This window comes from Microcoleus sp. N3A4 (assembly GCF_036701805.1).
GTDB lineage: Bacteria > Cyanobacteriota > Cyanobacteriia > Cyanobacteriales > Microcoleaceae > Microcoleus.
This window is the reverse complement of record NZ_JAUBRJ010000024.1, coordinates 22,550-45,520: the sequence shown is the minus strand read 5'-3', so window position 1 is coordinate 45,520 and position 22,971 is coordinate 22,550. Positions and strand designations below refer to the sequence as shown.

At 48.9% G+C, this 22,971-nt stretch carries 17 protein-coding genes and 1 pseudogene; 6 read left to right on the top strand and 12 right to left on the bottom strand.

What is annotated here, in order from left to right; all coding sequences use genetic code 11:
• Positions 1-49 precede the first annotated feature (49 nt).
• A pseudogene (locus QUA56_RS15915) lies at positions 50-1,084 on the top strand (IS701 family transposase).
• A 190-nt stretch (positions 1,085-1,274) separates the two neighbouring features.
• Here the strand turns inward: QUA56_RS15915 and QUA56_RS15910 are convergent.
• The 11 genes from QUA56_RS15910 to QUA56_RS15860 all read right to left on the bottom strand — a co-directional run bounded on the left by QUA56_RS15910 (position 1,275) and on the right by QUA56_RS15860 (position 13,594).
• On the bottom strand, positions 1,275-2,543 hold the full coding sequence (locus tag QUA56_RS15910) for a transposase (protein WP_333359203.1): 1,269 nt from the start codon (positions 2,541-2,543) through the stop codon (positions 1,275-1,277).
• Positions 2,544-3,052: 509 nt separating this feature from the next.
• Positions 3,053-4,108: an NAD(P)-dependent alcohol dehydrogenase gene (locus QUA56_RS15905; protein WP_333359201.1), complete on the bottom strand. Its 1,056-nt coding sequence runs from the start codon at positions 4,106-4,108 to the stop codon at positions 3,053-3,055.
• A gap of 149 nt (positions 4,109-4,257) precedes the next feature.
• On the bottom strand, positions 4,258-5,034 hold the full coding sequence (locus tag QUA56_RS15900; protein ID WP_333359199.1) for an SDR family oxidoreductase: 777 nt from the start codon (positions 5,032-5,034) through the stop codon (positions 4,258-4,260).
• A gap of 71 nt (positions 5,035-5,105) precedes the next feature.
• Entirely contained in the window at positions 5,106-5,630 is a 525-nt protein-coding gene (locus QUA56_RS15895; protein WP_333359197.1) for a cyclophilin-like fold protein, read from the bottom strand.
• 758 nt (positions 5,631-6,388) lie between these two features.
• Positions 6,389-6,940: a nucleotidyltransferase family protein gene (locus QUA56_RS15890; protein ID WP_333359195.1), complete on the bottom strand. Its 552-nt coding sequence runs from the start codon at positions 6,938-6,940 to the stop codon at positions 6,389-6,391.
• Complete coding sequence (locus QUA56_RS15885; protein ID WP_333359193.1) at positions 6,900-8,096, bottom strand: XdhC family protein; 1,197 nt, start codon at positions 8,094-8,096, stop codon at positions 6,900-6,902. The genes QUA56_RS15890 and QUA56_RS15885 overlap by 41 nt, the downstream gene beginning before the upstream one ends.
• 52 nt (positions 8,097-8,148) lie before the next feature.
• On the bottom strand, positions 8,149-10,356 hold the full coding sequence (locus QUA56_RS15880) for a xanthine dehydrogenase family protein molybdopterin-binding subunit (protein WP_333359191.1): 2,208 nt from the start codon (positions 10,354-10,356) through the stop codon (positions 8,149-8,151).
• Between the two features lie 20 nt (positions 10,357-10,376).
• Positions 10,377-11,369 carry a xanthine dehydrogenase family protein subunit M gene (locus tag QUA56_RS15875; RefSeq protein ID WP_333359189.1) on the bottom strand — a complete coding sequence of 331 codons (993 nt, stop codon included), beginning with the start codon at positions 11,367-11,369 and terminating at the stop codon, positions 10,377-10,379.
• The gene (locus QUA56_RS15870) at positions 11,356-12,201 is read right to left on the bottom strand and encodes a 2Fe-2S iron-sulfur cluster-binding protein (protein ID WP_333359187.1); all 846 of its coding nucleotides are present in this window, start codon (positions 12,199-12,201) and stop codon (positions 11,356-11,358) included. Before QUA56_RS15870 ends, QUA56_RS15875 begins: the two co-directional genes overlap by 14 nt.
• A gap of 162 nt (positions 12,202-12,363) precedes the next feature.
• Entirely contained in the window at positions 12,364-13,179 is an 816-nt protein-coding gene (locus tag QUA56_RS15865) for a macrolide 2'-phosphotransferase (protein WP_333359185.1), read from the bottom strand.
• 283 nt (positions 13,180-13,462) lie between these two features.
• Complete coding sequence (locus QUA56_RS15860) at positions 13,463-13,594, bottom strand: hypothetical protein (RefSeq protein WP_333359183.1); 132 nt, start codon at positions 13,592-13,594, stop codon at positions 13,463-13,465.
• Between the two features lie 288 nt (positions 13,595-13,882).
• On the opposite strand from QUA56_RS15860, the gene QUA56_RS15855 reads away from it, so the two are divergent.
• Positions 13,883-14,854, top strand: coding sequence for an AraC family transcriptional regulator (locus QUA56_RS15855; protein WP_333359181.1), 972 nt, complete (start codon positions 13,883-13,885; stop codon positions 14,852-14,854).
• Positions 14,855-14,857: 3 nt separating this feature from the next.
• Here the strand turns inward: QUA56_RS15855 and QUA56_RS15850 are convergent, their stop codons facing one another.
• The gene (locus QUA56_RS15850; protein WP_333359179.1) at positions 14,858-15,043 is read right to left on the bottom strand and encodes a hypothetical protein; all 186 of its coding nucleotides are present in this window, start codon (positions 15,041-15,043) and stop codon (positions 14,858-14,860) included.
• A gap of 160 nt (positions 15,044-15,203) precedes the next feature.
• Here QUA56_RS15850 and QUA56_RS15845 point away from each other — a divergent pair, with 160 nt between their 5' ends.
• The 4 genes from QUA56_RS15845 to QUA56_RS15830 all read left to right on the top strand — a co-directional run bounded on the left by QUA56_RS15845 (position 15,204) and on the right by QUA56_RS15830 (position 22,686).
• On the top strand, positions 15,204-16,289 hold the full coding sequence (locus QUA56_RS15845) for an RNA-guided endonuclease TnpB family protein (protein WP_333359177.1): 1,086 nt from the start codon (positions 15,204-15,206) through the stop codon (positions 16,287-16,289).
• A gap of 875 nt (positions 16,290-17,164) precedes the next feature.
• Positions 17,165-19,249: a histidine phosphatase family protein gene (locus tag QUA56_RS15840; RefSeq protein WP_333359175.1), complete on the top strand. Its 2,085-nt coding sequence runs from the start codon at positions 17,165-17,167 to the stop codon at positions 19,247-19,249.
• A gap of 182 nt (positions 19,250-19,431) precedes the next feature.
• Positions 19,432-21,549, top strand: coding sequence for a mechanosensitive ion channel domain-containing protein (locus tag QUA56_RS15835; RefSeq protein WP_333359173.1), 2,118 nt, complete (start codon positions 19,432-19,434; stop codon positions 21,547-21,549).
• Positions 21,550-22,140: 591 nt separating this feature from the next.
• Positions 22,141-22,686 carry a 5'-nucleotidase C-terminal domain-containing protein gene (locus QUA56_RS15830; protein ID WP_333359170.1) on the top strand — a complete coding sequence of 182 codons (546 nt, stop codon included), beginning with the start codon at positions 22,141-22,143 and terminating at the stop codon, positions 22,684-22,686.
• Positions 22,687-22,971: the final 285 nt, after the last annotated feature.

The window sequence follows — 22,971 nt, the reverse complement described above, 5'->3', positions numbered from 1 at the left end:
AAATAGTGCATTGATAAATATGAGTGGTCTACTTTCCAGGTATTTGACAATGAGAAAAACTACCAAACCCTCGACAGCACAATGCAACGCCGAAAAGTATATTTTATTTTTGCTCTTAGAACCAAAGTTTGGGGGGTGTAATAGGTTAGCAGAAATATTGGGAGATGTTTCGCATGATTCTATCAATCGATTTTTATTAAGAGAAAGATCTGAACCGAAAGATTTATTCGAGACAGCTCAGAATATTATCACCTTAGAAGGAGGAATACTGAGTATTGATGATACAGTAATAGAAAAACCTTATAGCGACCCCAAAATCATAAAACTAATCGGTCGTTTTTGGTCTGGCAAATACCATAAAACGATGATAGGCTTAAACTTGATCACCCTGTATTATAGTGACATCAATGGTAATTCAGTCCCGATCAATTAGAGAATATATGATCGAGAAGAGGGCAAAACAAAAAATCAATATTTTAGAGAAATGATGACGGAAATCATGAATTGGGGGGTGAAACCCAAAATAGTGACGGGTGATAGTTGGTATTCAGGAGTAGAAAATTTAAAATTTCTCAGAAACCAGAAATTGGGTTTTTTATTCGCAGTTAAAAAGAATAGAACTGTCTCCAGTGAACCTCAAAAGTATTGTGCAGTAGAGATTGTGGAGGTTTCAGATGAAGGAACAATCACTCATTTGAAAGAATTTGGATTTATAAAATTGTTTAGGAAAGTGTTCAAAAAAGATGACTCTAGACACTATATTTTATATTTACCAAACTCGGAAGAACTCGGAGAAACAACTAGAAGTCAATTTGTGACGATTCATGATACTCATTGGGGCATTGAAAACTTTCACAGAGCAATCAAACAAGTTTGTGGAATTTGTCGTTTCATGGTGAGAAATACCAATGCAATCAAAACTCATATATTTTGTTCACTTCAAGCATTTGTAAAATTGGAGTTGATGCGGTCTGAAAAGATAATTGGTAATTGGTATCAAGTACAAAGAAATATGTTCACTTTAGTTATACGTGAGCATATTTTTGCGAACCTTCAGAGTGATGCTATGGCCGAGAGTACATAGATAATGCTTTTTGTCAATGCGTAAGTCCTAAAGAGTTATTCCACACTGATCCACGGTGAATCGGATGGGGAAGGCTGGACAACCCCGCCGCCAAATCTGACATCGCCGGATTGGCAAAATAACCGGACGTATCAGGTGCAAGACAGCGTGACTTACCAAGGAAAGCAATAGCTGGTAAAAGTATAGTCATTTATTGCATGACATGGGAGGCGTTAAGTCCCTCCCCCTTCCCTTTCAATTTGAGCGGATCGACCCGCCTCGGCTGAACTACGCAGCTCCCTATCCCATTGCTGAACGCATTTGGGATTGCTTTTCTGAGGATATTGTACGCTGCATTCACATCGGAATTAATTAGCTGACCAGTCGATGTTTTGTACAAACCCCGCTTAATCCGCTTACCAGTAAACACAGGCTCTTTTTCGGTTTTTCCATAAACAGGAATTGGGTCTAAACCTAAAAAACTGGATCGGGATGTGTAGGATTCTTCCTGCACAATTACTGTGATTCCCGCCAACCGAGCTTTGTACTCCAACATTTCAATTAATCGAGAGTGAGGAATACTAACAAAGTTTTGATTGGTTTGCTTCCCTAACTCGATTTCTGTTTTCCACTGCGCGTTCTTGCCAATTACTAGCGTCCCAATCTGCTTGGTCAGCAAAAGGTTAATAATTAGACTGCTAGCATGATGTAAGTAATTATCAATTTTTTGATTGCGACAGCGAGTTAAGCGCTGAATGCGGGGCGAAGTTTTGCGATTCCCTTTGAACTGGGATTGCAATCGTGCTTTCCGCTTGTTGTAAAACTGGTTAATCGATTTCAATGGTCGCCCGTTAATCAACAAAGGGATAAATCCCGGTTGATTTGAAGTTAACGCCACTAAATTATCTAGTCCTAAATCAATACTAGCTACAAAGTTAGTGTTGCTACAGGTTGGCTCTGGTTTATCATAAATTACCTCGACTACATAGGAATCACATTTCGGAACCAGTCTAATTTGGCAAACCTGGTCGGGATTGACTTGGGTTTTAATTAAAAGTTCTGTACCCGAAAGTTTAATGATTCCTTTCTTCAACTGTTTGCTGCTAATTGCTTGAATCGTGTAGACGAGAAGGTTTCGCCCTTTAACTTTATCTTTGTACTTCGGCAGTTTTGGGCGACCCGTGAATTTTGAAGAATCAACTTTGTAAGCTTTAACGGCTTCAAAAAACGATTTCCAGTTCTTGTCTAAAACCATTAAGATTTGCTGACTTACTTTGGCAGGCAAAGCCTTGTAGGCTTCATGAGACTTCATCAAGCGGTTTGTTTCGTTGTAATTAACATAGCCCCACCCATAAATAAAACTCTGACGAATAACGTAATTGGCGGCATTGTAGAGGTTTTTGGACTTGAAAGCTAGTTCGTCTATTTGGGCGAAACGGTGTTCCGTGGATTTAATGATGTGCCTCTCTGTTAGCTGCATTTGAGACTTCCGTTCTTTGGGCTGTGCGTATTTCTTGTTAAACACTCATAGCGATATGATACCATTATTGTTTATAATTGCTTATAAACTCAACGAAGTTTTACAATACACCTGCCTGCAAGCGCATTCCTCCAACCCAAGCTGGACACCTGAAGTGGCCATTACCCTGTGGCGGCTCGCGCAAATGGGCTGAGGAACGAAGCGCATCAATCGAACACAATAGACCTGTTGCACATTAAACTAATCAAGCTGGCTGAAAACGTTCAAAGCAGAAGGGAGCCAGGGCTTCGCCCACAAGCTCTTCGTTGGTGAACGGGCCGTAGACCTCGAAAGAATGTAATTCCGCGATCGACCGCAGCCCCCAGAAGAGCAGTCATCTCCTGTATGTCTTTGGGCAGACCATAGGAAAAGCTCATTCCCATGCAGCCCAGCCCGATCGCCGAGACTTCTAAATTGCTGTTGCCCAGTTTGCGCGTCTGCATTGTTACTCCTTCGAGGTTGCACCTTGGTTATTCAGATCTAAGGGATGCCATATCGATACAGAAGCGGTATTTCACATCGGACTTGAGCAGTCGCTCGTAGGCTTCGTTGACCTTTTGGATGGGGATGACTTCGACATCCGCAGTGATGTTATGTTCGCCGCAAAAATCCAGCATCTCCTGGGTTTCCGCGATGCCGCCGATGCTAGAGCCGGAGAGACTGCGGCGGGCCATGATCAGGCTGAATGCCGACACATCCAGAGGCTTCTCAGGTGCGCCGACTAGGGTGATGTTGCCGTCGAGGCCCAGCAGGTTGAGATAGGCGTTGATGTCGTGTTTGGCGGAGACGGTATCGAGGATGAAATCGAAGCTGCCAGTGTGTTTCTGCATTTCGTCGGTGTTGCGGGATACGACAACTTCATCGGCACCGAGGCGGAGCGCGTCTTCCGTCTTGTCGGGCGAGGTGGTGAAGACGACGACGCGGGCACCGAACGCACGGGCGAACTTCACGCCCATGTGGCCCAGACCGCCAAGACCGACCACGCCGACCTTCTTGCCCTTGGTGACTCCCCAGTGGCGCAGGGGCGAATAGGTTGTGATCCCGGCGCAGAGGAGCGGCGCGACTCCAGCAAGATCGAGGTTGGTGGGAACTCGCAGAACGAAGCGTTCATCGACGACGATGCTATCGGAATAGCCACCATAGGTGACTGGAGCAGTCTTGTGCTTGTCTGGGGAGTTGTAGGTGAGGGTCAGGGAAGGGCAGAACTGCTCAAGGTTAGCTTTGCACTGGGGACAAGTTCCATCAGAATCAACCATGCAGCCGACTCCTGCCAGATCACCAGGCTTGTACTTCGTCACTGCCGAGCCAACCTGGGTAATACGTCCCACCATCTCATGACCGGGAACGATCGGGTAGACCGTGCCGCCGCCCCACTCGTTTCGCACCATGTGGAGGTCAGAATGGCAGATGCCACAGAAGAGGATTTCGATCTGTACGTCGTGTTCGGTTAGGTCGCGCCGTGCGATCGTGTCGGAGGCCAGCGGTGATGTTGCACTAGCTGCGGAATAAGCTTTCGTGTTGTACATAAATTGATGCCTCTATTGGTTTACGTTTGATGCCTGGTATTGTTCGTCGCTAACCTGTTCCATATGAGTCATCGCCGTTGGCGGTGAAGGTGGCGGCGACAATGCTTTATTGTCGTGCGTTTAGGGTTCGATCGGGTTGGCGGCGAACATCACTGCACCGTTTGGCCGCCGTCAATGACCAGGGCGTGCCCAACGACGAAGGCAGCCGCATCCGAGCACAGCCAGAGAACTGCCGCAGCGATCTCCTCCGGCTTGCCCATCCGTCCGACTGGCTCCTCCGCGATCACCTTCGCACGCCCTTCGTCCGTGCCGCCGGTGAAGCGACCCATCATCGGGGTGTCGATGTAGCCGGGACAGACGGCGTTGACGCGGATGTTCTGCGCGGCGTAGTCGAGGGCAGCCGCCTTGGTCAGTCCGATCACGCCATGTTTCGCGGCAGTGTACGCGGGGCTGCCCTTGATGCCGATGATTCCCGCGCCCGAGGACGTGTTGACGATCGCGCCGCGTCCCTGCTTGAGAATCAGCGGGATCTCGTGCTTCATGCACAGGAAAACGCCGCGGAGGTTGATGTCGATAATCCGGTTCCACTCCTCCTCCTCGTACTCCGCAGTCGGAGCCGCCTTCCTCGGCTCAATGCCCGCGTTGTTGAAGGCGAAGTCCAGCCGCCCGAAAGCCTCAACGGTCTTGTCCAGAGCCGCCTTCACGTCCTCAGATCGCCTCACATCGCACTTGACGGCGATCGCCCGTCCGCCTTGCTCTTCGATCAGACGAGCCGTTTCTTGATTGCCCTGTTCTGAAACATCAGCACCCACCACGTTAGCGCCCTCACGGGCAAACGCCAGCGCCGTAGCTCGACCGATGCCGCTCGCTGCTCCGGTTACAAACGCAACCTTTCCTCTGTAGCTTCCATTCTCGTTCGTTGTCATCTTTTACTCCTTACTGCTGATTCGGGAAGTCTTTGTCGCAAGCAGTTTGATTTCTATCTCCTTTGACGTTGCTACTGAATTCGCTCGATTGTCACATCTACAGAACCAGGCACATTCAATACCTCGATGCCACCGTCTATTTTTCCGAGGATCGCGAGTCCGTTGGAGTAGCCAAAATCTCGATAATAGATCGCCAAATTTCCCCAGGGAGCGTAATACGCAAGATCGCCAACAGACGGATCGCTGCCTGGGGGTGCATCTTCTGTCGATAATCTTTTTGGCAGATTGCTGATTTTTTCGGTGCTCGCGTAATCTTCTAACGTCAGGGTTAAGGGCAATAGGGCAACAAAATCCTGAGTCGTTTTGCTGTCAATTAACGTGGCTGTAATTACTTGGTCTCTGACTTTGATGTCGATCTTCATACTGTTGGCCGGTTGGATCGATACTTCAGTCGGTGTCTGCGACGAGGCACTGGTCGGCATCCTGTTGTCGGCACGGCAGGCTGAGGCACTCAGGGACAGCTCTAGGGCGAGGAGCAAAATCAGCATTCTCTTTTGGCAGCTTTTCCCCTTGAGGGGAAACCATTTCACAAGCATTAATATATTCCTTGTTTTTGCTTGCATAAAAATCCAGAATGCCTGCAAGAAGTCGAAACCGTTTTTCCTTGCCTTAGCTTTATCTTAGGCATCCTGACGGGCAAGCCATAGAACGATCGTCCAGGATAGTTGTACAATCCTGCAAACTTAGATATAAACGCTGCTAAAACGAGTGAAACGTGCGATCGCTTTCACGAACGCCCCTAGGCACAGCGCAAGGCATACAGAGCACAAGCCTACAGAGACGAACTGGTTGAGCGGGACAGTTCAAAACTCAACCAACGGGTTTAGGTCGTTTTAGGCTTCTGAGTGGCGACTAACGAAGCAGTGTAAATGAGGTATAAGCTGTGGAGCATTTAAACCATTAACGCTCCAGGTAAGGTGCGTCATTCGCGAACACTTACTATACATGGGAAACGCTTATTGACGCTCCGCACCCTACTATCCTCCTTTAAATGCCGAACAGCTTAGCCTTTCTCAGGTAGATGAGGTATGAGTATTAATTGGTAATCGGAGTTGATGGCGGTGCTTACCTCACTTAGCTCTACATATAGCGGTTCTCAGATAAATGAGGTATACAGAAACCCTGTATTGTCAAGCTTTCCAGGTCAAAATTCGTACCTCACCTTTTTGAGAAAGGCTATAAGCACAATTAAGAGGGCTAAAGCCCAACTACGTACCTCACTTATTTGAGAACAGCTATAGTTAGGTTCAGAGCCTCACTAACGACCAAAAATTTTCCGTTACTAAAACTAAACCTATGTAAGCGCACCAGTGAGGAATGCTTGGTACTGCTCTGGGGTGTCTAAATCGATCGCGCCTTTTGGAAAAGCAATGGTGTGAGTTTGGTGCAGATGTTGTTGAATGATTTGTCTTGCTCCGACATCTGAATTGAGCCTCAAGAGTTGGGAGAAATAGCGATCGCCAAATAATGCGGGAACGCCAACCGTTTCTAAATAGCTCGTTGCTACAATCTGATGGTGCGCGGACTGGTAGGCTACTACTAGCCGATCGATCAGTGCTGTCGAAACAAAGGGCTGGTCACAAACCAGAATCAACACAGCATTTAATGCGGGTTCTTGTTCTAATAACGCGGCTAAACCGGTACCGATCGATGTTCCCATTCCTGCTTGCCAATGCTGATTTTCAATAATTTGCAGCGGTAAATCTTCAACTTCGGCACGAGTTTGATGTATAGATGCGCCTAATACCACAATGACAGGATTGCACAGTGACGCAATACTAATTTCTGCTAGATGTCGCAGCAAGCTACGTCCTTGAATGGGCAGTAACTGTTTGGGTGTTCCCATCCGCTGCGAAGCTCCAGCCGCGAGGAGAAGTAAGCCGATCTGGGTAGGTTTCATGAATCGAGGCGTTGCGATATTTTAGAGAGATGCCTGGACGATCGCTCAAGACGGCTTGGATTTCTGCCACAATCGCCAGCGCGATCGCGTCTGGGGTCTCAGCGCCAATATCTAGCCCAACTGGAGCATAGAGTTTTGCCAGTTGTCCATCGGTGTAGGTTGTTTCTTGTTGCAGTTCCTGTAGCAACCGTTCGGTTCGCTGTTTTGATCCGAGTAAGCCGATGTAGCGAACAGAAGAGGGGAGTAGGACTCTGAGACTCTCCAGATCGTCGTAGTAGTTGTGGGTGACGATCGCGGCGACTGTTCCAGGCTGAATGTCGAGACGATTGAGCGTTTCTCGTCGGGCGAGGATTGTGCGATCGCTCATGGCAAATCGCTCGTGACTCAGTTGATTGGCGCGACAGTCTACAACGGTTACGTGCCAACCTAACGCTTTGGCAAACTGAGCGATCGGAACGGCATCCTGACCTGCACCAAAAATCATCAAGGGAATCGGCGGTTGAATTAATTCGAGCCAGACTGTAACTCGTTGGGTTGCAAGCTCGTATTGCTTCACTACAGATTGTTGATTTTGTAAAACGACTTGAGCATCAGGGATCATTGCCTCGATTAAATCTGGTTCCGTTTCGCCTAGCACGCCAATTGAATCCGAGGTTAGGGTCAAACAAGCGCCTAACTGGGTGGCACTGCCTTCAGCGTGAATGATACTAACCAGGACTCCAGGGACGCGATCGCGCCAGCACTGAGCGAAAAACGTGAGCGGATCGTGCGGTGGATGCAACCGTTCAACCAGGACTTGCACGGTGCCAGTACAACCGAGTCCAAAGCCCCACAAAATATCTTCAGTCGCCGTGCGATCGTAGGTCACAATCTTGGCTTGACGATCTGGCATCCGTTGTTGAGTGTGTTCAAACAGATCGCGTTCCAGACAGCCACCACTCACCAAGCCGACGGTTTCTCCATCATCAGTCATCAAGAGTCGCGCACCGGGACGACGATAAGTTGAGCCTTGAGTGCCGACTACCGTTGCCAGAAACGCCGCTTTGCCCTGACGTTGACTTTGCTCAAAGGCATTGAGAATGGATTGAATTTCACTGCTCATTTTAAATTAATTTGTCAGTAGTGTCCTGAAGGAAAAGCTGAGAAAACATCACTCACAGCAGCTTGTCCGGCGTAATCGGCAACTCCCTGATGCGCTTGCCCGTGGCATGGAAGACAGCGTTGGCGATCGCCGCCGGAATGCCGACCAGCCCCAACTCCCCCATTCCCTTGACACCTAGCGGGTTGACAACGGTGTCATTTTCCTCGACGAATATCGTCTCGATCTCGTGAACGTCGGCGTTGACGGGCACGTGATAATGCTGGAGGTTAGGGTTCATAATGCGGCCGAAGCGGTGGTCGATTTCGGTCGCCTCCTGTAATGCCATCCCGATGCCCATGATGATGGCACCGATCTCCTGGCTGTGCGAAGCCATTGGGTTCATGATTTTACCGCACGCCGAAACTTCGATCGTGCGCGTGACGCGGACGACTGCCGTATCCGGATGAACCTTTACTTCGATGAACTGCGCGCCGTGCACCAGCGACGCATACTTCTCACGCTCCTTCGAGGGCTTCGACTCAAACGTCTCTACGATCTCAGTGAGATTATTGCGCTTCATAACATCAGCGATGCTGACGAAACGCGATGAATCACTTTTAAGCCGCAGCCTGCCGTCGAGCATCTCAACATCGGAGGCGATCGCAGCCTTCAGCGGAGAGTTCGCGTCCCGGTTCGCCAGCGCGAGCAGCTTCTCGCCGATGGCTAGGGCAGCGCCGTGAATGGCGGAGCCGACGCTCGCCGTCGTCCAGGAGCCGCCTTGCGATGGTGCCCGCGGCAGCTTCGAGTCGCCGAGTTCAAACTTTACCTGGTCAGCTTTTAATCCCAGAAACTCGGCGGCGATCATGGTCATCACCGTGTAAGTACCGGGACCAATGTCGCTGGTCGCGCTGGCAACCTGCGCCGTGCCGTCCGCGCGAAAAGTAATTCTGGCGGTGGCGGGCATCTGCATAGCACCCCAGACGCCGGTCGCCATTCCCCAGCCGACCAGCCATTGGCCGTCGCGCATTGAGCGCGGTTCTGGATTTCGGTTCTTCCAGCCAAATTTCTCCGCACCGAGCCGGTAGCACTCGCGCAAAGCCTTGCTCGACCACGGTTTCCCGCTTTCAGGGTCGGTTTCAGCGTAGTTGATGAGACGCAGTTCAAGCGGGTCGATCTTGAGCGCGTAAGCCAGTTCGTCCATCGCACATTCGAGCGCGAACATACCGCTGACGGCACCGGGGGCGCGCATCCATGTCGGTGTCGAAAGATCGGTGTTGGTAATTTTGGTCGGCGCAAAGAGATTCGGGCAGGCGTAGACCTGACGGGTAAAAGCAGTAGTGTCGTCCATGAACTCCTCTAGAGAGGAAGTGTTATGCACGACATCGTGAATCATCGCCGTCAGTTTTCCCGATCGCTCGGCACCGAGCGCAATCTTTTGGATCGTGTCGGGGCGGTAGCCGTGACCGGTGTACATCTGTGTTCGCGTGTAAACGACTTTGACCGGGCGCTTGAGTTCACGCGCCGCCATCACCGTCAGCGCGGGATAGTAATTCGGTTTGAGCGACGAGCCGAACGCTCCGCCGACGAAGGGCGAGACGACGCTCACGTTCTCCTGTGCGATGCCGAAGCTCGAAGCCAGATGCGTCCGCAAGCCAAAGATGTTCTGAGTCTTGTCGAAGATCGAGAGTGTATCTCCCTCCCAAAAGGCGATGGCACCGTGCGGCTCCATCGGGTTGTGATGATGGATGGGAATGCGGTACTCGGCTTCTATTTTCACCGGTGCATTCCGCATCGCTCGATCGGGATTGCCGCGGGGCTTCTCCGGCTGTCTCTGCGAGGGTACACGCGCACTCGTTCGCGCCGCCTCAGTGTCGGTTACGTGCTGCTCAGCGTTATATGTGACTTTGACGAGGCGTGCTGCGTATCGCGCCTGTTCGTAGGTCTCGGCGACGACGAGCGCTATGGGCTGCATATTGAAGTAGATTCTGTCCGACTGGAGCGCACGGAACGATTTGTCCGGCTCTTCGGTGGCGGTGGTCGGCGTAGAAGCCTTCGGTCCGAATTTCGGTGTGTTCAGGTGCGTGAAAACGCGGATCGCGCCCGGAGCGCTTTCAGCCTCACTCGTGTCGATTGTTTTGATTGCGCCTTTAGCTATACTGCTCGTGACGATAAAACCGTAAGCGAGATTGGGAACCTTAAATTCTGCGGCGTATTTCGCCTTGCCCGTCACCTTCGCCACGCCATCGACGCGGCTCATTTCTTTTCCGATGTATCTTGCCATTGCTTTTCAACCTCCTATGTTTACGCCGCATCGCCCGTCATCGCTCGCTGCAAAGCAAGAACAATGGCGCGTTTTCCGAGTTCGACTTTATAACCGTTATGTTCGAGCGGTTTCGCATCTTTGAGAGCCGCTTCGGCAGCAGCCTGAAAAGTTTCTTCCGTCGCAGGTTTTCCGATCAGAACTCTTTCCGCTTCAGGTGAACGCCAAGGTTTATGCGCGACACCGCCCAAAACAACACGTGCCTGTTTGATGGTGTTGCCGCTTGTTTCTAATGCAGCAGCCACGGCAAGCAGTGCAAAAGCATATGAAGCGCGATCGCGAACTTTTAGGTAATAAGACTGGTTGGCGAAGTTATTCTTCGGCATTTCGATCGCGACGATCAATTCCCCATGCTGAAGATTGTGATCTTTTTCCGGCGTGTCACCCGGCAAGCGATGAAAATCCTCGATCGGGATGGTGCGTTCTTGCCCGTTCGTGCCGCGAATCCTCACGACTGCATCAAGCGCATAAAGCGCATTCGCCATATCGCCCGGATAAGTCGCCACGCATTTGTCGCTGTAGCCAAAAATGGCATGAATGCGATTAAGCCCCTGAAGCGCTCCGCATCCGCTGCCGGGATCGCGTTTGTTGCACGGCATAGCGATGTCGTAAAAATACTGGCAACGAGTGCGCTGCATCAAATTTCCCCCGTTGGTCGCCATATTGCGAAGCTGCGCGGAGGCACCGGCTAAAATCGCCATTGACAGCAGCGGATAATTTTGCCGGACGAGCGCATGGTTAGCCGTATCGGTATTTTTGGCTAACGCGCCGATCGAAATTCCGTTCGAGGTCGATCGAATCTCCGCCAAATCTAAACGTGAGATGTCAACAAGTTCGCTGGGACGCTCGACGTATTCTTTCATCAAATCAACCAGATTTGTCCCGCCTGCCAGAAACTTTGCCGTTTGATTAGCGGAAACGGTGCCAACGGCGCTTGCCGCATCGGTTGCGCTTGAATATTTAAACGATTTCATCGGCTTTGCCCTCCTGATTCAATGCAACGGCAATTTCTTCATCGGTCGCGAAATGCCAAGTCTGGGCTGTTTCGCGCCCGGACTGAACTTCTCTGATTGCCGCAACAATTCCCGGATACGCGCCGCAACGGCAAATGTTGCCGCTCATGCGTTCTCTGATTTCTTCATCAGAGAGTTTTAAATTTTGGGCGATCGTCCGCACATTGTTCGTGACGTGACTCGCGTCGCCGTTTTTCGCTTCCTGCAGAAGCGCCACCGCCGAACATATCTGCCCCGGCGTGCAGTAGCCGCACTGGAAGCCGTCGTGTTTGATGAACGCCGCCTGCATCGGATGAAGATTGTCGCCGTCAGCTAGCCCTTCGATCGTCGTCACCTCTTTCCCCTCGCAACTGGCGGCAAGTGTCAGACACGAAAGCACGCGGCGCCCGTCCACGATCGCCGTACAAGCGCCACACTGTCCCTGATCGCATCCTTTCTTGGTGCCGGTCAATCCAAGTCTTTCGCGCAGGGTGTCGAGCAGCGTCGTGCGCGAATCCACTTCCAGGCGTTGAGTCGAGCCGTTGATTTTCAAAAGAACCTTAACGGCGTTTTCAACCCCTGGGGTCGGGGCGAACACGGCGTCGGGCGCAGCCGCGAGCGTGGCAAAGGACTCCTCTTTAGCCAGCAGGTGGAAGGCGAAGGTGCCGAGTGCAGCAGCCATACTTTGCCCCAAGAATTTGCGGCGAGCAGCGCCGGAAATACCGAGTTGGTCGAGCAGTGTTTCTTCGTCCGCGCTGAGCTGCGAATCGCTATCGGTTGAATTGAAATCTTTCCGTTCTTGATTATCGTCCATGATGCTCCTTGCAAAATTCTCAAACAACCCCTGGAAAACTGTTTGTTTTTCGCGCCGACTCTTCTAACGGTCTGCACCCACCGAAGGCGCTTCTCTGCAATATTTATTTACAACGTGTCCCTATTTGCAGGTATCTCGGCGGCCACCCGTATTGAACCAATATCATCCACTCCAAGCTAAAGAGGCTCGAGCCCCAGCTATATGTTCTTCCTTTCCAGTTAGCAAGGCGAATAAGGCGTATTCCACGGGACTAGCATTCCAGAGTTCTATGATGTGTTCCTTCATATAAGACCATACGATCCCACCAGCAGTTTGGTAATGCTCGATCGCATCCTGGAGAACTTGGTCGCCGAAGGTGGCATAGAAACAGACGAAATCCTTGGCAGGATCGCTGACTGCGGCTTCTGTCCAATCGATTAGTCCCATCAAATTTCCGTCTTTGTCCACAAGCGTATGACCGGGGTGAAAGTCTCCGTGAATCAAAGCCGAATGCCCAGGCCACAAGGCATCATTGGCAATCCAGTCCTGCCAACGTGTCCAGCGCGTATCAGAAACACCAAGCAGTTCTCTGGTCTTCTCCATATTCTCTGCCATAGATTGCCGCACTCGATCGACTGTTTGAACTCGGATACTGAATTGTTTCACTACCTCAATGTGTGTTCTGTGAAGTTGCGCCAGTGTTTTTGCTACCGAATAAATATATACAGCAGGCGGGGACTTCGGATCGATGTACCATACATAATTGCCGATATCTGGATCTATAGTCCCGGCAGGAGTTCCCTTTAATAGCGGATAGGCAACCAGTTCATCCGAAACAATTTTCCAGACGGGAACGCTCACATCGACTTGGCTTTTAACCAGTTCAAGAACTTCTCTTTCATAATACATACGCTCGAGAACATCAAGTCTTCTGGGAAATCGCAATACCCATTTGGTATTATCCTCTTTGGCAGTAGCAAACGTAGTTATGAAGTCCATTCCGGATTTGTTAATATTTAAGTTGTCTGCGTCCAAAATGAAGCCATTTTTGTCGGCGATGCTAAGTATTGTCCTGATTTGGTAGTCTTCACTAACAGATTTAGTCATTTTAAATTCGCTCCTTCACGAGCATTGGCTAACATCTATATCAGGCGTTCACCTCAAATTAACCCAACGTAACATCAATATAATATAGCCGCACTACACCAAAGGGCTAGAATGTGGAATCAAGGGCGACATTAAGCGAGCAGAGAAAGCGATATGACCGTTGCGGTGAGCAGTTTCATTTTCGTCCTGTCGATTCAGTGTAAGCAGCAAACAGACCCTTTTGCGACCGATCGCCCCGGACAGTGCCGGTAAAATACTCGGCTGGTTCCTTGGCAGAAGGCTGTGCGCCACTTCGTTTGATGTCCATCGTCTGAATTCCTTTGGCTACCCCAATTGTAGAGATCGAGCACTTAGCGCCTGCTCTATCAATAGGGATGAATTGTTTAAGAAGCAAGGTTCGCCTTGATGCCCTTTTGGTGGTCAGTAGGGGAATCTCTTGCCCAATCAAAACTGAGTTTACTCTTGTATAAAAATCCAGAATGCTTATAATAAGCCGAAATGGTTTTTCATTGCTTTAGCTTCATTCTAAAGGATTCTCAAGGGCAAGCAATAGAACGATAGTCTAAAATTGTTGTACAATCCTGCAAACTTAGAAATGAACGCTGCAAAAACGAGTGAAACGTCCGATCGCGATTTAATGAACGACCCGCAGGCTCTTCGCGAGGCAGACAGAGCGCAAGCCCACAGAGACGAACTGACTGAGCGGATTGCACAGGCGATCCGTCATGATGGGACGATCGAGCCGCTGAAGGGATTGCACTTCTACCGCTCCTCCTCACCTTCGGAATGCGTTCACAGTGTCTCTATCCCTGCCTTTTGTGCGATCGCCCAGGGCAGCAAAGAAGTGCTTCTGGGCTGCGATCGCTATCAGTACGACCCGATGAATTATCTGCTGGCTACGGTCGAACTGCCAATTGTCAGCCAAATTCTGGAAGCGTCAAAGGCGCTACCGTACCTTAGCCTTCGCCTCGATCTCGACCCCAACCTCGTTGGCTCAGTCATGGTCGAGGCAGGGCAGCCCTCATCGCGCAGCCGTGCTGATGTGAAAGCGATTGACGTAAGTCCGTTGGATGCAAATCTGTTGGACGCTGTGGTGCGGCTCGTCAGGCTTATAGATTCCCCTGGTGAAGCTCATGTTCTCGCACCACTGATTAAGCGGGAAATCATTTACCGACTCCTGATGGGAGAGCAAAGTAGTCGGCTATGTCATATTGCAGTTCTGGGTGGCTCTACCCACCAAATTGCTAGAGCCGTCGATCGACTTCGTAAAGACTTTAACGAGCCGCTTCGGATTGAAAGCATCGCACGAGAACTGGGAATGAGTGTTTCAGGCTTTCACCATCACTTCAAGTCTGTCACTGCAATGAGTCCCTTGCAGTTCCAGAAGCAACTGCGGCTCCAGGAGGCTCGCCGTCTGATGCTGGGGGAAAACCTTGACGCTAGCAGTGCTGCCTACCGCGTGGGTTACGACGATGCCTCGCACTTCAACCGCGAGTACAAGCGGTTCTTTGGTGCACCACCGATGCGCGATGTGGAGCGGCTGCGAGAAGCTGTTAGGGTTTCGTAGACTTTATATTGTCAGTCGCGCGATCGCTCCTGCATCAGTTAGTATTGCTACACTCCGAGGGTGAGAAACTGTAACTTGATTCTTAGACAAACCTACCCATTGTTGCTCAATTGTGGGTAGCTTTTTCAAAGCAAGTTCTGCTTCTGTACGGTTTTCAGTACCCAAATGTGGTCTAATATCGACTACCATAAGACCGCATTTCACAAAAAGTGTATGCCACGCAAGAGAAATAGATGGTTTAAAGCCTTGCGGAGCGATCGCCCGTGAATTGGACAAACTTCAAGCCTACGCCGACCGTCAAGGTTGGAATATGTCACAAGCCTACGCGAGAATGGATTAAAGGACTGCCATGTTACTCGGATTCAAAACCGAATTAAAACTGAATGCCCGACAGCGCGTACTGCTAGCCAAGCATTGCGGAGTGGCGCGTCACGCTTGGAATTGGGGTTTGTGGCTGACCAAAAACATTCTCGACCATAACAAAGCTCATCCAGAGGAAAAGCTCAAATTTCCCACAGCTATTGACTTGCACAAATTGTTAGTAGCTATGGTGAAGTCGGAGAATGCTTGGTATTACGAGTGCAGTAAATCTACACCACAACAGGCATTAATGGCATTGCGAGAGGCATGGAAGCGGTGTTTCAAAAAGACAGCGGGAGTGCCGAAGTTTAAAAAGAAAGGACGACGAGATTCTTTCACGCTGGAAGGTACGGTTAAAGTCTTGGGTAACAACAAAATCCAAGTTCCGGTGATTGGTGTTCTTAAAACCTATGAAAGACTGTCGCAAGTCCCGACTAAATCTTGCACGATATCCCGGCAAGCGGATAGGTGGTTTATCAGCTTTCGCTTTAAGGTAGAAGAGCGAAAGTCAGGCAGGACTTGCGTTGTAGGAGTCGATCTCGGCGTTAAAGCATTGGCTACCCTCTCAACGGGTGAGGTAATTACTGGTGCTAAGTCCTACAAGAAATATGCAGCCCAACTATCAAGAATGCAGTGGCTGAGCCGCCATAAAACCATCGGTTCAATCAACTGGAAAAAGGAGCAAGTCAAAATAGCTAGACTGCATAGAAAGATAGCCAACATACGCTCGGATACGTTGCACAAGCTGACGGCACTACTTGCCAAAAACCACGGCACAGTAGCGATCGAAGACCTCAACGTGTCCGGCATGATGAAGAATCACAAACTGGCTGCATCTGTTGCTGATATGGGATTCTTTGAATTTCGCCGTCAGTTAACCTACAAATGCCAATTGTACGGTTCAAAGTTGGTAGTTGTTGACCGTTGGTTCCCATCAAGCAAGACCTGTTCTAATTGCCAAAGCAAAAAAGAAACACTCTCTCTTTCCGAACGAATGTTTGAGTGCAATCATTGTGGCATTTTTATTGACCGCGATCTCAACGCGGCGATTAATTTGTCAAAAACCGTCAGTTAGGCGGGGTTAGCCTGCGGACTGGTGAGTGCCGACACTGCCAGAATGAAACAGGAAGTAAGCTCTAAAGTCCAATTTTGTACAAAATTGGGTAGCTTTGGGTAAGTTTTATGTAACGGTTAAGGTCAGACTATAATCAGCACGGTCAAAGAAAGTGCTTTCGTAGCAGAGTGCTTTTTGTCGTTAACCGATCAGACTTAAATCTCTCAAACTTTAAACTCACAAGAGAATCTAAATCTTGTTTATGAGTCCTCGGATTTGGCGCGTTCAAGTCATATTTTGCTGTTTTAAACCCAAAAAATCTGCGTAATACTTTGAGTATAGACACTTTTTTTTGACGAATTTTTACAAGCTTTCTATCAAATATAAGTTTGGCGAATAGGAGAAAAGATATAGTATTAAATCGCACGCGGGGATGGGCTTTCAGAAAATCGCTAATCGCAACACTGCCGACAGTTTTTGATAACCCACCGTAGAAGAAGGGTTGCAGGGCGATCGCTAGGAGGGTGGCCGCGCGATCGCTCAACCGAAAATCACAGCTTTCAGACTAGGACTTCAAAACAGCCCGCACTATTGCAATCATCAAGAGCTTTGATACCAACCGGAGTAAATTCAATCTTTAGGATAGCTCTCCCTTTTCTCGTAAACCGCGAGAAAGTGGACTACTTGGATTGTTTTTACTTCGGGTGATTTTACCAGAAATTTTGCTGGACAAAAAGCACGATCGAAGACCGTGCAAATTATGATGCTCAGCACGGTCTATTACCGTGGTTTCGTGCTAGAGTGCTTTTGGCCGTTAACTCGTCTGATTTGAAAGTCTCAAACTTTAACGTTAGAAAAAAATCTAAATCCAGTTTAAGGCTTAGTGAAAGTAAATCATGAACACTAGAAACTTAGATGACCAGGTAGAAAGTACCCAAAATGGATCGATCGAAGTTGCAGGTAAATCCCATAATGTAACCACAGCTACTTCTGCCGATTCACCAAAAGAATTCAATGCAGAAGAGCTAGGACGTGTCTATTTTATTCGGCACGGTGAAAGTACCAGTAACGAACGCAACATTTTTGCCGGAGTTCTGGATGTTGACCTGACAGGATTTGGCAGGTTGCAGGCACGCCGTGCAGGTGTTGACCTGAAGAAAAAAGGTACAAAGTTTGACGCAGTATATGTCTCCCACATGAGACGCGCTAGGCAAACCTGTGAAATCGCCCTTGCTGAAAGTCAGGCCGTAAAGTCGCCCGATACTCCTGTTGAGATAGACCATCGAATTAGCGAAAAATCCTTTGGCATTTTTGCGGGGCGCAACCTAAATCTGCTGCGTCTAGCCCTGGGCTACGAAGGCTTCGAGGAAATGTTGCACTCGCACAACGAAGCACCTCCGGCTGGCGAAAAGATTGCCCAAGTTTACGCTCGCGCTGCCCGTTTCTACGAAGACAAAGTTGTACCGCACTTGGAACGCGGAGAAACAGTTCTAGTAGTGTGCCACCAATATGTATTGGAGCCTCTAGCACTTTATTTAAGCGGTCTACCGCCGACAGCTTATAAACACCTAAAACTCCCCAACGGCAAAGCTCTCAGCGGTGTGGATCTCGTCAAGTTTCGGGACAAGGAATCGGGCGGTGCCGCTTCGGTGCGGAAAGAGCTCAACGATCTTTCAATTATGTGGGCGATTTTGATCTATGCCGCCGCCTTTTTGGTGGGAAGTTTGGTAGGGGCAATCAGCGGCGCAGCAGGAGGGATTCCGTCAGCCCTATTTCGAGCAATAATCGTTGCGTGTCTTGCGGCCTCAACGTTTTATACTTACCTGGACATTGACTTTGCCGCGAGTAAACGCAAAGTAACTTCAACTGTGAAGTATCTAGTTTACGGGTGGATGGCAGTGCGATGGGCAGTTGGACTATTCTTAATATTTTCTGGATTTTTGTATCAGATCGAAGCCGATTTGTACAAAGTTTTGTGGGTGCTGTTTTGGATGGTTCCACCAGCCCTGACTTCCCCAGTTTTATCCGTGCTTTGGGGCGGCAATCTTTATCCGTCGGCTTTATTGTCAAGAACCCTATCAATCGTTGCTCCACTGGCGCTTCTGGCTACATTGAAGGTTGCCAATTTACCCATTAACATTGACAGCCTGATCTTTTTCGCTGTCATTTTAATTTTAGGTCTGGCAATACCGGGTGCGATCGCCCAGTTTTGGCGCGACAAATCTCCTGTAGAATCAAACCACCACAGTAAAAACTGGAAATTTATCGGCGTGCTGGCTGTGGCATTAATGGCTTTGGCAACCGGGTTTCAGTTTACTCCGGCAACATTCCTCAGCGATATATTTTCCTCAACGGATACAGCGCGATCGCTAGCTTGTCTGCAACAACTGGCAATTGGAACTTTGGTCTTTGTGTCGATGCGCGTAGCAGCTACATTAACCTCAGTGTTTACAAAGGGCAAGCTAAGTAAGGCAGAAGCTCGGGATGCTTATATCCTGCTTGTGAACCCAAACTTTTTCCTTTGGGCGGCTCTTTTCATCGGAGTTAGTGCAACTGCAAATCCAGAAGCCGTAAAATATGCAATTTTTTGGGCCGCGCTGGGCTTTTTCTGCATCCCACTCGTCGAGCAGGTTCTGTTTATGACTTCATTCAGCAATGATATACTCAGAGAAACACTGCGTTCTTCGAGAGTGGCAACAGAAGATGTTAAAAAGCTGTTCCTCCAATTGGATACGGATGGAAGTAAGTCGCTCGATCGATCCGAAATTACGGAGTTGTTAGGGTTAATCGAAAATATGACGACAGGCGAACGCAGCTCTGAAGAAGTCAGAAGCTACGTCACTGATTATCTGTTCAACATTCTTGACAGCGATGGCAATGGCAGTGTTGATTTAGCAGAGTTAGAAGACTACATATCAACCTATGGGTTGGTTGCTAACCTGAACGTCGTCTCTGCTACTGCATCCCCTGTTGGATCGTAATTGGCGATCGCCCAGAGTTGATACTAATATATCTGACAAAAATCCCAAAAATTATGTCAGCTCCAAGTTCAAGAAAGGAGCAATTTACAGATTTAGTCTCTCCACAGTCCGTCCAATTTTCTATTAAAAAACCTAGTTCTGTAATGAACTTGTTAGATATCAAAATCGGGAGCATGTAACAAATGTCACGTTATAAAATTCGAGCAATTATCCTGACAGCAGTCGTTTGTGTTGGCGTCGTATGGACGACTCCGGTGCGATCGCAGGAGCAAGAACAAGAGCCAGCTAAAGATGCCAACACTCCAAAGGTGGAACAAGTTCAACCAGAGAAACCAGCAGACCCCAAAGCAGCAACAACGACCAAAGATATTAATATTCCCGTCGATGAACTCAAACTCCTCCTGAAGCCGCTCACTCTCGAAGAACTCCGAGACGAGACAGCAGCGTGGATGCTTGTACTCCAACAAAAAGCCCGCGAAATCAGCGAAGCTGAAGTTACCATCAAGCGCCAGAATCAAGCCATCAGCCAACAACAAGAAGGCACTGATGCCCTAGAAAAAGCCAAAAAAGCCCTCGAAGCAGCGGAGCAAGCTCAAAAAGGTGCTGCCCCTGGTTCGCCGCAATATCTAGAAGGAACGAAAAAGGTAGAAGAAGCCAAAGAAAGCCTCAAAAAAGCTCAGTCAGCAGTCGAGAAATCGAAAACAACCAAAGCCGAATTAAAACAAGACGAGACATCCAATAAGACGCTGGAAAAAGCTAAAAAAACGGGCGACCTAGAAACAGCCAAACAAACTCTCGATAAAGTAAAGGTCGATCGAGATAAAGCCGTTGCTGGATCTCTAGCTTATTCCGAGGCGACCAAAACGATCGAAAAACTAGAAGCAGCCATCAAAGCGTTCGAGTCCGCCCAAGAAGCTCAAAAAGGTGCAAAGCCCGATTCACCGGAATACGAGCAAGCCACCCAGCAGGTCGAAAAAGCACACGAAGCCCTCAAACAACAGCTCAAAGATATTGGGGGTACTGCAACAGACCAATCCTCCCAGGAGCGAGACAACGCCACAGCCGCCGTTGCAAACACCGAAATTAAAAACAACGGGGAAGAGAAAGTTGCTGGGGAGCCGGGAGTCGTCAACAACCAACAGAACCTCCAACAAAAACAACAGGAACTCAAAACAACGACCGAAAATTTGCAAAAGAGTACCGATGCGGATTCTGCTGCAAAGAACCAACTCGTAGTCACTGTTACCGAACTCCAGTCGCAGCTAACGGCGATCGACGATCGCTTTAACGCCATCTTAGAAGAACTGGAGAAAAAAGGTGGCGATCCTAAGCCCTACCGCCAGTACACTCAAGCAGTTATGAGTATCGACGTAGATACCAAAGATACCCAAGGTTTGGGCGTGCGGCTTCTGGCTTGGGCAAAAGCTGAAGAAGGTGGCCTGCGCTGGGTGGGCAATACAGGGAAGTTCGTCGGGATTGTGATTGTCTCCGTCATTGTCTCTCAAATCCTCGGCGGGATCCTCTACCGACTGATGCAGGTATTCGGCGGCACATCGAGAATCATGCGCCAATTTATCGTGATGCTCGTCAAGCGCGGCGGAGTTGTAGTCGGGTTTCTAGTGGCTCTGACAGCCCTGGAAGTCAGCCTCGGTCCAGTTTTAGCTCTGGTTGGGGGTTTGAGTTTCATTTTGGCCTTCGCCCTGCAAAGCAACCTGGGTAACATAGCCAGCGGCTTGATGATTATGGCCTACAAGCCCTTTGATGTCGGTGACGAAATCAAACTCGGCGAACTTTGGGGATGGGTAGAGTCCATCACTTTAGCTAACACGAAAATCAAAGGCCTTGACGGTCAGATGTTTAACGTTCCCAACAACACGGTTTGGGGCGACACTATCGAAAACCTGAGTCACGCTCAAACTCGCAAATTTACACACTCCTTGCGGATTGGCTTTGACGAAGACTTGGGTAAAGTGGAGCAATTGCTCGTAGAAATTCTCAAATCGCATCCCAAAGTTTTAGCAGCTCCAGCCCCCAGCACGCAAGTGTGGAGCATTGAGGACTATTACATCAGTCTGAAGGCCGATGGGTGGGTGAACAAAGATGATTTTTGGACAGTCCATTCAGACGTGATCCGGATGATTCGGCAACGGTTCCACAAAGAGGGTATCCAACTTGCTGCTATCCCCAAAAGTATGGATGTATCACAACCAGATAATAGTAATGGCAACATTCTGGATTTCGTTTCGGAAACCTCTGTGCATCGGGGGGTAGGCTCGGTTTCGGAAAGCCCTACAATCTGATGAATGCGATCGATCCTGACGGACTCTTTGGTTTAATGAGCCAGAAAAGATGACCGAGCCAGAGATTTGGGTTGAGCCTAAGTGCAACCTAACTTATATCATGTTCGGCTAATCACTTGTCATTGCTAACGAAGTGAAGCAATCTCAGATGGTGGCGATTGCTTCGCTTCACGGAGTGACCCTCGCAATCACAAATTATATTGTTTCCGATGGCATCGGAACGATACCGAGGACACGGCGAGTGCCTAAGTCCCTACCGCGATTAATTGTAGGGACTTAGGCACTCGCCGTGTCCTGACTGTGGGTAATATTAATTCCGATGAAGCGCTGTTGAACATTTAAAACAGATTGTATGGTGCCGGGCGTCCGAAGTGTTTCCCGTTTAAGCGTAAGTGGTCGCCTCTGACGCACCCGGAACAGCCAAGTTAGTGGTTTAAATGCACAACAGCTTATCTGTAATTTGAGTGGAATTGGGCAAGTCTGAAGATTACGCCTTAAACCCCATATTCCGCACTCCCCAACTGGCACATACACGGAGCGATCGCACAAGCCGGAGTTGCTAAAGACCAAATAGGACGTTTCGATATTGTAGTGGATGACGATACTAACAGCATTGTTGAATGGAAGTGGCAACTCCTGCCTGTAGATAATAATCTGGCTCAGCCAGATCCAGAAATCGAAAAGCTGATTGCGACTTTCCAAGAAGAGGTCGATCGCAAATATAATCGACTAATTGGACGATTAGCACGTCAACTGACCCATCCTAAGCGTGAAGAAGAAACTGATTTGGGTAACTTAATTGCTGATATTGTTGCCCAACTCGATAACATTGACGTGGTTCCGATCGGAAGTGCTTCAATCCGCGGCACAAAATTAGGGCCTCTAGTTACATTGAGCGACCTTAAAATAGTTCTTCCTTACGACGGTGTACTTTATAAACTTAAAGTGACCGGCGTACAGCTCACCCAGATATTCGCATATATTATGAGACTGGAAAACAGAATGTCTGAGGATAGTTGTTGTTTTCAGGTCAGCAAAGGTATTCAGGCAGTTTACAGTGATTCCGAAAATCAGCTTGCATCTTTGAGCATTAATGGACAGCCCGTACAAGTCGATGCTAAATACACTATCTGTTGAGAGGAATTTAATTACAAAAATTCACTGCAGAGTCTAGACATAACAACTGAGGAATTGACAAAAGTAGACAACGCAAAGGTAGTTTCAACATCCTTCCACAATGTCCTTGAAGAATACTTTAGCCATCATCAAAATCTGAACAGCCAGATCGCAGGCAGATCGATCTACAAGTAGAAGCGATCGCGGCAGCAGATCCCGTATCCCAATGCAGTAAAAAGAGTGAATGGAATTCTCATGTACGCAGACTAAACCCGCCTATGCGGACGAGGGTTTTTATACCCGGAA